This window comes from Mycobacterium nebraskense, from assembly GCF_002102255.1.
Taxonomy (GTDB): Bacteria; Actinomycetota; Actinomycetes; order Mycobacteriales; family Mycobacteriaceae; genus Mycobacterium; species Mycobacterium nebraskense.
The window spans coordinates 1-11,204 of sequence record NZ_LQPH01000015.1 but is presented as its reverse complement, the minus strand read 5'-3'; the positions used below and the strand labels follow the sequence as shown (position 1 = coordinate 11,204).

The window sequence follows — 11,204 nt, the reverse complement described above, 5'->3', positions numbered from 1 at the left end:
ATGCTAACCGGCCGGCGCAGCTCCCGGGGCCACTTGGGCGGCTCCCGGGCGGCATGCGTTAATACGGTTGGTCTATCTGCCGACTGGCAACGGCGCGTGATCAGGAGGACCGACATGTGGGATCCCGATGTCTACCTGGCCTTTGCGGACCATCGCAGCCGGCCCTTCTACGACTTGCTGTCCCGGGTGGGGGCCGAGCGGGCCCGCCGCGTCGTCGACCTCGGTTGCGGGCCCGGCCACCTGACCAAATACCTGTCCCGGCGCTGGCCGGAGGCGGTGATCGAGGCGATGGACACCTCGCCGGAGATGGTCGCCGCCGCAAAGGAACGCGGCATCGACGCCGTCATCGGCGACTTGCGGGACTGGAAGCCCAAGCCCGATACCGACGTCGTGGTCAGCAACGCGGCCCTGCATTGGGTGCCCGAGCACACCGACCTGCTGGTCCGTTGGGCGCACGAGCTGCCCGCCGGATCGTGGATCGCCGTCCAGGTTCCGGGGAACTTCGAGACGCCGTCACACGCCACGGTGCGGACATTGGCCCGGCGCGAGCCATACGCAAAAGCAATGCGCGACATACCATTTCGGGTCGGTGCCGTGGTGCAGCCGCCGATCCAGTACGCCAACATGCTGCTGGACGCCGGATGCAAGGTCGACGTCTGGGAGACCACCTACCTGCACCTGCTGACCGGTGACAATCCGGTACTGGAATGGATCACCGGGACGGCGCTGGTTCCGGTGCGCGAGCGTCTCAGCGCCGAGGACTGGGAGCGGTTCCGCGGGGAACTCATCCCGCTGCTGGACGACGCCTACCCGCCCCGGGCCGACGGCACGACGATCTTCCCGTTCCGGCGGGTGTTCATCGTCGCCCAGGCCGGCGGCTCGCAGCGTTCGGCCGGCTAACGGCTCGCTTCCTTCTCGATGCCGCGGTCGGCGGCGATCGCCGACCGGGCGGTCGGCTTCAACCGATGGATCTGCAGATACGTCTCGGTGTAACGCGCCGCGATGCGGGTGCCGGCGAACTCCGACGGGATGACGTCACCCGTGCGCTGGCGCCAATCATGAAGCCGCACAGCCAAATCGGCCGCGACTTCGTCGGCACCGGCATTGTCACCGGCCAGCAGGTTGGTGGTCTCGGTGGGGTCGGTGCGCAGATCGTAGAGTTCGCGCTCCGGGCGCGGACCGGTGACGGACGGAGCCACGGCGTGCCCGGAAGGGCTTTCCTCGATGTCCAACGGCAGGTCGAGTAGCGGCCGGGGCACGTAATTCTCGATGTAGCTGTATTCCTTGGTGCGAATCGCGCGGATGGGATCGAACGAGTCGTGATAGGTCTTCGTCGTGTACACATGGTCCCTGACCGGCACGGTGTGCGGGTCGGGCGCGATGAGGGCGCGCGCGTGCGACACCCCGTCGACATCGGGCGGAACGTCGAGACCCAGCAGGTCCAGCAGTGTCGGCAGCAGGTCCACGCCGCTGAACAGCTCGTCGTAAACCCGCGGGGCCAGGCCCCGGTTGGTGGGGGGCCGGACGATCATGCCGATGCCGGTTCCCGCGTCGTAGAGCGTGGATTTGGCACGGGGGAACGCCGGGCCGTGGTCGGTGAAGAACACCACCCAGGTCTTGGCGTCCAATCCGGTTTCGGCCAGCGTGTCCAGCAGCCGGCCGACGGCGGCATCGGCCGTCGCGATCGACCCGTAGAAGCTGGCGAGGTCGCCGCGCACCTCGGGGGTGTCGGGTAGGTAGTCGGGCAGGTCGACCTGCGCGTTGTCCGCCGGCTCGTAGCGCTCCCGCGGATACGGCCGGTGCGTCTCGAAGAACCCGGCGGTCAACAGGAACGGTTGGCCCGCGAGGTTTTCGGGGTCTTCGCGGAGCCATTCGCCAGCCTTGTCCACCACGTACTCGCAGTACGAGTTCGACACGTCGAACTCGTCGAAGCCCAGCCGTTGCGGGTAGGACGTCTCGTGCTGCATGCCGAAAAGCGCGGAGTACCAACCCGCATCGGTCAATATCTCCGGCAGGGTGCGCACGCCGCTGCGGTATTCCCAGCCGTGGTGCGCCAGCCCGATCAGGCCATTCGTCTGCGGGTAGCGGCCGGTGAACAGCGATCCGCGCGACGGCGAGCACAGTGGCGCCGTGGCGTGCGCCCGGGTGAACAGGATGCCCTCGGCGGCAAGGCGGTCCAGCCGGGGGCTGGAGACGTCCGGGTGGCCGTAGACGCCGAGATAGCGGCCCAAATCGTGCCAATGCACGATCAGCACGTTGTCCCTTTGGTCCGCTGCTTCGCCCGGTGCCAATTGCGTCACCTCTCCAACTTGCCTTGCGACCGGCGACGATACCGCAGCTACTCGGGGGCAGCCTCGGTGCGCCGACTCCAGCGGTTCTCGCAGACGAACTCCGACAGCGGGCGGGCGACGGCCCAGCCGTCCAGTTCCAGCGCCGGACGGTCTGGGAATTCGGGCACCGGACCCAGGCACAGGATGGCCACCGGCTCCGCCCCGGCGGGCAGCTGTAGCAGGGACGCCAACCGGTGCGGATCGAACAGCGAAACCCAGCCCATGCCAAGGCCTTCGGAGCGCGCCGCCAACCACAGATTCTGGATCGCGCACGACACCGACGCGAGATCCATCTGCGGTAGCGTCCGCCGGCCGAACACGTGCTTCTCCCGGTCGTCGCACAGCGCCACCACCAGCAGCTCGGCACACTCGAGGATGCCTTCGACTTTCAGCGCCAGAAACTCCCCGGCCCGCTCGCCCAGGGCCGCGGCGGTGAGCGGGCGCTCTTCGTCGACGAGTGCGTGAATGCGCCGCCGCAGCGAGTCATCGGTGATCCGGATGAAACGCCACGGCTGCATCAGACCGACGCTGGGCGCCGCGTGGGCGGCCTGCAGCAGGCGCGCCAGCACGTCCTCGCCCACCACGCCCCCGGGGACGAACCGGCGCATGTCCCGCCGCTCGGAGATCACCCGATAGACGGCCCGCCGCTCCTGCGGACTGAAGGCCTGATCGCTCACGGGAGTCATCGTAGGAAATCCGCGTTAGCGTGAACCGTGTCCGCACGAACACCCGAGAAGGGAGTGTTCCGTGAAGCCGTTCGACCTACTCGACCAACTGCCCACCGACCGAGCTGCCGGCCGCGTATACCGCGAGCCCTATCAGACACCGGACGGCACCACCGTGATCCCCGTCGTCAAACCGCTCGGCGTCTTCGTCGTCCGCAACGGCGAGGCGTCCTGGGAGCCCGCCCTGGACGCGAATCGAATCGCGCTGATCGGAGTGGTCACCGGCTTGCTAGCGGCGGTGATCGGCAGCCTGGCGGTGCTGCGGCAGCCGCCCTGGCCGCGGATGACGATCACGGACTATAGGTAACGCCGACCGCGCGGAAGACGTAGTCGGGGGGCATGTCGAAGGCCAGCGATTGCCGCGGCAGGCCGCTGAGCACATCGGCCGGAATGGCGACCTTGTAGTGCAGCGACAGTTCGCCGCTGAACTTCGGGTCGACCCGCGCGATGTCGACGTCGACCTGCAAACCGGTCGACGAGATCTCGACCTGCGCCGCGCCGGTCTGCGGCGCGTCCCAGCGGACGTCGACGGTTGGGCCCGCCAGCCGGGGCAGCATGGACAGCGTGGCCAGCACCCGCTCGGAGGTGAACACCAGCGAACCGGTGTAGCTGGCGACGCTGTGCGGCAATCGCACGCCGGGAATGGTGCCCCTGAATCGCCGGGTCACCGGGACGTAGTCGGCGAGGTAGATAAGGCCTTCCGCCTCGACCTGCGCGTACACGTCGTCGGGCAGCTTGCCGATGCCGAACAACCTACGGACGAATACGGCCATGACGCCAGTATGGACCGGGCTGCCAGACCGCGTGGTCAGGCCGCCCGACGCTTGCGCGGGCGCGGCTGGTATCGGTGGGGTTATGACCCGACCGCGGACCATTCCGGCCGTATGCATCGCGCTGGCCGCCGCCGCCGTCTATGCCCTCATGTGGGTGGGTTACTCGCAGGACTGGCACTGGCTGCAGCGCATGGATTCCTCGCTGTTGGACGCCGCTCGGGACAGCGCGGCCAGAGATCACATCTGGGTGCGATTCTGGGCGGACGTCTCCTTTGCGCTGGGACCGGTCCCGTTTCGCGTGCTGGGCACGGTGGCGGCGGTAGTCGCCCTGGTCACGCGAAGGGTGCGGGCGGGGCTGCTGCTGTTGGCCTGCGCGCCGCTGAGCGGACTGGTGACGGTGGCGGCGAAGCTGCTGGCGGACCGGCCGCGGCCGTCGACCATGCTGGTAACCGCGGCCGAGACCTCGTTTCCGTCCGGGCACGCGCTGGAGGTGACGGCCGCGCTGCTCGCTGCGCTGTCCCTGGTGTTGCCGACGATGAACCGGGTGGTGCGCCGCGGTGCGGTCGCGGTGGTCGCGCTGAGCGTGCTGGCGGCGGGGGTCTCCCGGGTGGCGTTGAACGTGCACTACCCGTCCGACGTGTTGGCCGGCTGGTCGCTGGGCTACCTGTATTTCCTGTTGTGTCTCAAGGCAATTCGGCCACCGAGCGCGGTCTTCTCCCGAAAACCGTGTGACGCGGGCGATTTGGTCACGGCACGGTGACCTAACCGGGTCTAAAGCTTTACTTGACCTAGCGCTGTGCGCGTTTGACGATTGAGGTCATGCGCCGACTGCTCGCTTCGTTGTCCGCTTCGGCGTGCGCATTTTTCGCGTCGCTGGCCCTGGCGCCGATCGGTGCCGCGGCCGGCGCACCCTGGTTCGCGAACGCCGTCGGCAATGCCACGCAGGTGGTTTCGGTGATGAGCACGGGCGGATCGAACGCGACGATGGACATCTATCAGCGCAGCGCCGCCGGCTGGCAGGCGCTGCGGACCGGGATTCCCACCCACGTCGGTTCGGCGGGCATGGCACCGCAGGCCAAGAGCGGGGTGCCGGCCACTCCGATGGGCGTATACACCCTGGACTCCGCCTTCGGCACCGCGCCCAATCCCGGTACCGGGCTGCCGTACACGCAGGTGGGGGCCAATCACTGGTGGAGCGGCGACGACCACAGCCCCACGTTCAACTCCATGCAGGTGTGCCAGAAGGCGCAGTGCCCGTTCAACACCGCCGACAGCGAGAATCTCCAGATACCGCAGTACAAGCACGCGGTCGTGATGGGCGTCAACCAGAACAAGACGCCGGGCGGCGGTTCGGCGTTCTTCTTCCACACCACCGACGGGAAACCCACCGAGGGATGCGTCGCGGTCGACGATGCTCAGCTGGTGTCGATCATGAAATGGCTGCGGCCCGGTGCGGTGATAGCGATCACCAAGTAGCGGGTTAAATGGCCAGCGCGCGACCGGGTTTGACGTTGAAGTCCATGCCCGCCAACGACATTGTGGCGTCGTAGGTCCTGTCGTAGCCGGTTCCGCTGATCTTCCAGCCGGCGTCGGTGCGCCGGTAGGTGTCGCGGTAGAACGCCGCACCGATCAGCATGAAGTTGAGTTCGGCGACGATCACCCGGTCCTGCAAATACCAATTGCCCGTTGCGGTATCGCCGGTCACGGTGATCTCCGGATGGGTCACCCGGTGTTCGGTGATGACGTTCGGCCCCAGCGAGCTGCGCATGTATTCCACCAGGTCGTCGCGGTTGGTGAAGTGCAACTCGTTGCCGAGCGACGGCCCGTAATCGGCCTTGATGTCCTCGGCGAGCGTGTCGGCGAAGTCGTCCCAGTGCTTGGTGTCCAGCGCGCGCAGGTACCGGTACTTGACCTGCTTGATGGCTTCGATGGCGGCCAGGTCGTCGAGGGTGAGGGTGCTCATCCCGTCATTGCAGCACACGGTGATACGCCGCCTGCGCCCGCATCGAAGAGCCGGTGTCGCCGAGACTTAAGCCACGGTCACATGGTGTGGCGTGTCTTGTGCGTGGTTTAAGTGTCGCGGTAGGCCTGACCGTCGGAGAGGTAGCGGGTGACCATGTCGATCAGAGCGCGTCGTTCCAGGCTCCAGTCGATCGCCGTCCCGGTGAGCATCTGCACCAGCACCACACCCCGCAGCGTGGCCCAGATGACTTCGGCCACACCGGCGTTCGCCGGGTCGTCGGTGATCACTCGTCCCAGCTGCCCGATCGCGGCGTTGATCTCCAGCAGATGACGCCGCGGGGATTCGCCCGGCCCTCCGCGGGTCGCGCGCAGTATCTCGAACGCCGCCATCGACGTCGGACTGCTGTAGCAGCTCCAGGCGGTGTCGACGACCACCTCGATGCGCTCGCGCAGCTGCAGCTCGCTGACATCGGCCGACGACAGGCTCTCGATCAGCCGGTCCACCCCGTCGTCCACGACGGCCATCAACAGGCCGTTGCGATCGCCGAAGTGATACTGGATGACCCCCCACGTCACGCCCGCGCGTTCGGCCACATGCTTGGCGGTCGCCGCGGCGAACCCTTCCTCCACGATGCAGCGGACCGTCTCGTCGATGATTCTCGCGCGGGTGTCGTCGCCGCGCTTGCGTGGCGCGCTGGTGCGGCGGGTGGGGCCAACGGAGCCCGCAGCGGACTGGCCTGCAGCGATGGACATTGTTGACTTTATAACATAGCCAAGTCTATTTTTGGCCCGTGAGCCAATCCCGATATGCGCGGTTGACCCGCGAGCAGCTGGCCGTCCTGGTTCCCGAACTGCTCCTGATCGGGCAGCTGATCGACCGCTCCGGCATGGCCTGGTGCATCAGCGCGTTCGGCCGCGACGAGATGGTGCAGATCGCGATCGAGGAGTGGGCGGGTGCCAGCCCGATCTACACCAGACGCATGCAGCGGGCGCTCAACTTCGAGGGCGACGACGTGCCGACCATCTTCAAGGGGTTGCAGCTCGACATCGGCGCTCCACCGCAATTCATGGACTTCCGCTACACCGTCCACGACCGCTGGCACGGCGAATTCCACCTCGACCACTGCGGTGCCTTGCTCGACGTGGAGCCGATGGGCGAGAAGTACGTGTTCGGCATGTGTCACACCATCGAGGACCCCACCTTCGACGCCACCGCGGTGGCGACCAACGCGCGCGCCCAGGTGCGGCCCATCCACCGGCCGCCGCGCACGCCCGCGGATCGCCATCCGCACTGCGCGTGGACCGTCATCATCGACGAGTCCTATCCCGAGGCCCAGAGCATTCCCGCGCTGGACATCGTTCGCCAAACCCGAGCTGCCACATGGGAACTCGATCCGATCGACGGGTCGGACGAGGGGAATGCGGACTACTCCGGGCCGTTGCTGTCCGACTTCGACTTCGCCGGCTTCTCGCATTCGGCGCTGGTCCGGATGGCCGACGAGGTTTGTCTGCAGATGCACCTGCTGTACCTGTCGTTCGCCATCGCGGTGCGGGCACGCGCCACCGACGACGCCCAAGCCGTATCGGTGTGCACCCAAGGCCTGACCGGCATCGCGGGCGTGGCCGCCGAGCGCATTCACCGCGCGCTGGGACTCCCGGGCGGCATCGAAGGCGTGCTGGAGGTGCTCGAACTGCACCCCCTGCTGAACCCCGCGGGCTACGTCTGCGCAGAAACGGCCAACCGGCTCGTCGTGCACCGCTCACCGGCCCACGACGACGCCGCCTGGATCGCGCTGTGTACACCCGAATCCGTGCAACCGCTGCAGGCGATCGCCACCGCCATCGACCCGCACATCGAGGTTCGGGTCAGCGGCACGAACACCGACTGGACCGCGGAACTGGTCGAAACCGACACCGCGGCGGCCGAACTGCCCGAGGTGTCGGTAACGAAGGTCAGCGGCGGAGCGACATTCCAGTTTGAGCCGAGGCGATCGCTGCCGCTCACCGTGGTGTGAGCACGAGCGCGAATTTGTCAAGGGGTTAGCGGTACCACTTCGGTGACGAGGTGGCATCGACCGGATACCGATGATGTTGCAAGCCATCGGTTTTGGGCGTGTCCGCGGCTATCGTTAACGCTGGCCACCGACCCCTATAGACGAAAGTTTTCGCTCTATGTACGACCCACTTGGGTTGTCGATCGGGACCACCAACCTGGTCGCTGCGCGCAATGAAAGCCCACCGGTTACCCGGCGCTCCGTGCTGACTCTTTATCCGCACTGCGCGCCGAAAGTCGGCGTGCCCGAAGAGGATCCGTACCTATCGGAGCCCGGCGTGATGATGAAGGGCTTCGTGGAGCGCATCGGCGACTCGGTGGCGCTGGTGTCCGCCGACGGGTCCGCGCACGACCCGGAACTGCTCACGGTCGAGGCCCTGGACGCGATGGTGCGCGCCGCCGACGCGGACGCATCGTGCTCGGAGATCTCCATCGCCGTGCCCGCGTACTGGAAACCCGTTACGGTGCAGGCGCTGCGCGACGGGCTGCGGACGCATCTGGGGTTCGTCCGCAGCGGCATGGCGCCCCAGCTTGTCTCGGACGCGATCGCGTCGTTGGCCGCGGTGAAGGACGAGCTCGGCCTGCCCGACGATGGGGTGGTGGGGCTGCTCGATTTCGGCGGCGGCGGTACGTCGGCCACGCTGGTGAATGTCGCGGGCGATTTCGAACTCGTGAGCGCGACAATGCGTTACGCGGCCCTGTCCGGCGACGAGATCGACCAGGAGCTGCTGCTGCGGGTCTTCGAGGAGCTGGGCCGCGGTAGCGGCATCGACCCGGCCAGTACGGCCGCCGTCGGCCAGCTCGGCGAACTGAGGGAACAGTGCCGGCTGGCCAAGGAGCGGCTGTCCATTGACGTTGTCACCGAAATCGCCGCCGAGCTCGGCGAACGCAGCTGCGGCTTCACGCTGAAGCGAGACGATCTCGAAGACCTGATGGCGGATCGGCTGACCGGCTTCATCTACGCCTTCGACGACATGCTGGTGCGCTACCGCAAGAGCTGGGCAGACCTCGCGGCGGTGGTGACCGTTGGCGGCGGCGCACACATTCCGCTTGTCGCCGAACGGCTTTCGATCCACGGCCGCATCCCGGTGCTGACGCCGTCGCAGCCCGCCCTCGCGGCAGCCTGCGGCGCCTTGCTCCTGGCGTCCCGCGGCGAAGAGCTGAGTCTGCGCACGCGGACGTCGATGGGTTTACTCGCGTCCGCCCACGCCACCGGTCATGTCGTCGACCTCGGGGCCGGCGACGTGCTGGTGATCGACGACGAGGCGCTGACGGATCGCGAGTTGGCGTGGTCGCAGACCGAGTACCCCGGCGACGTGCGGGTGCGGTTCGGCGGCGAAACCTACGACGAAGACGGCCCATCCGGTTGGTCGATGCGGCTGAACGTGATCGATCCGCCCCCGGACCGGCCGTGGCGCCGCCTTCGGTTGTCGCAGTTGATCATCGGGATGTCCGCGCTGGTGGCCATGACGGCGATCGGCGGTGTGGCCTACACGCTGACCGGGATCGAAAACCGCCAGGCCCCGCCGGCGCCCAGCGTCGCACCCCAGCCTGCGCCGCCGGCCCGCCCCCTGGTCCCCCGCACCGTCGCGCCGCCGCCCCCGACGGCCGTGCCGCCCCCGCCCAGCGCCGCGCCGGTGCCCAGCCCCGCGCCGCCGCCGCCCGAACCGCCACCATCAGCACCGCCGCCGCCGGTCGTGGTCACCACGCAGGTGCCGCCCGTCTACACCCCGCGGCACACCGCGCCGCCGTTGACTCAGACGCCGACCACGACGGCCATGACGACGCCCCCGCCATCGCCGACGACCACCACCGAAACGCCGCCCCCACCGTCGACGACCACGACCACCAGCACGACGGTGCCGATGACCACCCAGTGGATCCATGTGCCGCTGCTGCCGGTCCCGATACCCGTCCAGGTTCCGCAGGCGCAGGCGCCCCAGGCCCCGCAGTACACCCCTTATCCTCAGTACCCGGGGAACTCCCAGAATCCGTTCCTGAGCCCCGGCTACTAGCCGCGCGTCGTTCCCGGTAAGCGCGCTCCATGAGCGCGGCCGGGCCCGCGCGGGTAGCGTGGTGTCACCCGGTCGGGCGGGGTTTATCCGGTGGTGCCCTCATGGAGGGCCTCGGAGCAAATCAGCGCGAATCAGCGGACTGTGGAGGCGTACGTGGACATCGTGCTGGGGGTCTCGATGGCTCCCGAGACGGTCCGCCTGGTGGTCATCGAGGGCCACAACGCCGACGGTGTCACCGTCGAACAGGACGAGTTCGACGTCGGCGCCGCCGGCGGTGACCCGGTGGCCGTCGGTGCGGTCGACGAGGTGCTTGCGGCGATCGGCGGCACCCGGGAAGGTGCGCTCGCGGGCGGCCACCAGTTGGTGTCGACCGGAGTGACCTGGACGGACCCCGCCGGCGCCGGCTTGCTGCGGGATGCGATGGCCCGCCGCGGTATGGGCAGCGTGATGTTGGTGTCCCCGTTGCTGGCCGCGGCCGCGCTGGCCCAGACGGTCGGGTCCGCGCTCGACTACGAGTACATCGCCATGCTGTTCGTGGAACCCGAGACCGCGACGCTGGCCGTCGTCGACGTCACCGACGGTTCGATCGTCGACCTGCACCGCCAGCAGCTGGCGAACCCCAGGCAGGGGCCGCTCGCCGCCGAGTTGGCGACGATGGTCGCCGGCCTCAACACGCGCGGGACGCGGGCGGACGGCGTCTTCCTGGTCGGCTGCGGCACGGACATCGTGGCCGTCAAGCCCGCGCTCGAGGCGGCGACCCCGCTCGAGGTGACCGCTCCGGAGGAGCCGGAGATGGCGCTGGCCCGCGGGGCGGCGCTGGCGTCGGCGAACGCGCCGCTGTTCGCCTCGTCCACGGCGGCCCTGGCGTACGCGCTCGACCCGGGCACCGGCGAAGTGAGTCCCCGAGCGCTGGGCCCGACCCACCTGGACGTCTGGGGCAACGCCGACGCCGACGCGCTGGCCTACAGCGCCGTCGCGGACGAGGACGACGTGAACCCGCGCGGGCGCAGGCCCATGTTCCTCGCCGGCAGCGCGCTGGCCGGGATCGCCGCCGTCGTGGCCGGCGTGGTGCTGTTTTCGCTGGCCTCCGACCGGCCGGGGTCCAACGCCCCGCAGAACCCGCGGGTCAGCGTCGCCACTCCGGCCAAGCAGGTGCCCGCCCAGGCCCCGAGTGCGCCGCCGGAAGCGCAGCCGCCCGCCCCCGCGTCACCGCCCCCTACCGCGGTGGCCGCCCCGCAGCCGGCGCCGCCGGCGGCCGAGCAGCCGGCGCCCCAAACCCCGGTGAAGCCGCCGCCGGCCGCACCGGTCTATCGCGCCCCGAGCCGGCCCGCCCCGCAGTACACGCC

General features: G+C 68.7%; 12 protein-coding genes. 7 read left to right on the top strand and 5 right to left on the bottom strand.

Translation table 11 applies throughout. The features are described 5' to 3' along the window. The first annotated feature begins 114 nt into the window (after positions 1-114). Positions 115-900: a trans-aconitate 2-methyltransferase gene (locus AWC17_RS01850; protein ID WP_085164185.1), complete on the top strand. Its 786-nt coding sequence runs from the start codon at positions 115-117 to the stop codon at positions 898-900. On the opposite strand, the gene AWC17_RS01845 is transcribed toward AWC17_RS01850, so the two are convergent. Further along, positions 897-2,300 (bottom strand): sulfatase family protein, encoded by a 1,404-nt coding sequence (locus tag AWC17_RS01845; protein WP_046185133.1) that lies wholly within the window; start codon positions 2,298-2,300, stop codon positions 897-899. The genes AWC17_RS01850 and AWC17_RS01845 overlap by 4 nt on opposite strands. A 38-nt stretch (positions 2,301-2,338) precedes the next feature. Further along, positions 2,339-3,016 carry a 5,6-dimethylbenzimidazole synthase gene (gene bluB, locus AWC17_RS01840; RefSeq protein WP_046185134.1) on the bottom strand — a complete coding sequence of 226 codons (678 nt, stop codon included), beginning with the start codon at positions 3,014-3,016 and terminating at the stop codon, positions 2,339-2,341. A gap of 61 nt (positions 3,017-3,077) precedes the next feature. Here bluB and AWC17_RS01835 point away from each other — a divergent pair, with 61 nt between their 5' ends. Then, complete coding sequence (locus AWC17_RS01835; protein ID WP_046185135.1) at positions 3,078-3,362, top strand: hypothetical protein; 285 nt, start codon at positions 3,078-3,080, stop codon at positions 3,360-3,362. On the opposite strand, the gene AWC17_RS01830 is transcribed toward AWC17_RS01835, so the two are convergent. Next, positions 3,346-3,828, bottom strand: coding sequence for a hypothetical protein (locus AWC17_RS01830; RefSeq protein ID WP_046185136.1), 483 nt, complete (start codon positions 3,826-3,828; stop codon positions 3,346-3,348). The two genes, AWC17_RS01835 and AWC17_RS01830, sit on opposite strands and share 17 nt — an antisense overlap. Before the next feature lie 82 nt (positions 3,829-3,910). On the opposite strand from AWC17_RS01830, the gene AWC17_RS01825 reads away from it, so the two are divergent. Further along, a complete protein-coding gene (locus AWC17_RS01825) occupies positions 3,911-4,588 on the top strand; it encodes a phosphatase PAP2 family protein (protein ID WP_046185137.1) in 678 nt (225 codons plus the stop codon). Between the two features lie 59 nt (positions 4,589-4,647). After that, positions 4,648-5,304: a L,D-transpeptidase family protein gene (locus AWC17_RS01820; protein ID WP_046185138.1), complete on the top strand. Its 657-nt coding sequence runs from the start codon at positions 4,648-4,650 to the stop codon at positions 5,302-5,304. A 4-nt stretch (positions 5,305-5,308) separates the two neighbouring features. Here AWC17_RS01820 and AWC17_RS01815 read toward each other — a convergent pair whose 3' ends face one another. Both AWC17_RS01815 and AWC17_RS01810 read right to left on the bottom strand, forming a co-directional pair. Next, a complete protein-coding gene (locus tag AWC17_RS01815; RefSeq protein ID WP_141224410.1) occupies positions 5,309-5,791 on the bottom strand; it encodes a nuclear transport factor 2 family protein in 483 nt (160 codons plus the stop codon). A gap of 107 nt (positions 5,792-5,898) precedes the next feature. Next, positions 5,899-6,543, bottom strand: a complete 645-nt coding sequence (locus tag AWC17_RS01810) for a TetR/AcrR family transcriptional regulator (protein WP_046185140.1) — start codon at positions 6,541-6,543, stop codon at positions 5,899-5,901. A 38-nt stretch (positions 6,544-6,581) separates the two neighbouring features. Between AWC17_RS01810 and AWC17_RS01805 the strand changes: the two genes are divergently transcribed. The 3 genes from AWC17_RS01805 to AWC17_RS01795 form a co-directional block, all read left to right on the top strand. Further along, positions 6,582-7,805, top strand: a complete 1,224-nt coding sequence (locus tag AWC17_RS01805) for a hypothetical protein (protein ID WP_046185141.1) — start codon at positions 6,582-6,584, stop codon at positions 7,803-7,805. Positions 7,806-7,962: 157 nt separating this feature from the next. After that, positions 7,963-9,858, top strand: a complete 1,896-nt coding sequence (locus AWC17_RS01800; RefSeq protein ID WP_085164183.1) for an Hsp70 family protein — start codon at positions 7,963-7,965, stop codon at positions 9,856-9,858. Positions 9,859-10,011: 153 nt separating this feature from the next. Further along, the coding region (locus tag AWC17_RS01795; protein WP_141224408.1) for a DUF7159 family protein at positions 10,012-11,204 on the top strand (1,193 nt) is incomplete at its 3' end.

What these genes read in the sequence shown, in the direction of transcription:
- AWC17_RS01850 (WP_085164185.1), top strand. Translation starts at nt 115, where the DNA reads ATGTGGGATCCCGATGTCTACCTGGCCTTTGCGGACCATCGCAGCCGG.
- bluB (WP_046185134.1), bottom strand. Translation starts at nt 3,016, where the DNA reads ATGACTCCCGTGAGCGATCAGGCCTTCAGTCCGCAGGAGCGGCGGGCC.
- AWC17_RS01830 (WP_046185136.1), bottom strand. Translation starts at nt 3,828, where the DNA reads ATGGCCGTATTCGTCCGTAGGTTGTTCGGCATCGGCAAGCTGCCCGAC.
- AWC17_RS01825 (WP_046185137.1), top strand. Translation starts at nt 3,911, where the DNA reads ATGACCCGACCGCGGACCATTCCGGCCGTATGCATCGCGCTGGCCGCC.
- AWC17_RS01820 (WP_046185138.1), top strand. Translation starts at nt 4,648, where the DNA reads ATGCGCCGACTGCTCGCTTCGTTGTCCGCTTCGGCGTGCGCATTTTTC.
- AWC17_RS01815 (WP_141224410.1), bottom strand. Translation starts at nt 5,791, where the DNA reads ATGAGCACCCTCACCCTCGACGACCTGGCCGCCATCGAAGCCATCAAG.
- AWC17_RS01810 (WP_046185140.1), bottom strand. Translation starts at nt 6,543, where the DNA reads ATGTCCATCGCTGCAGGCCAGTCCGCTGCGGGCTCCGTTGGCCCCACC.
- AWC17_RS01800 (WP_085164183.1), top strand. Translation starts at nt 7,963, where the DNA reads ATGTACGACCCACTTGGGTTGTCGATCGGGACCACCAACCTGGTCGCT.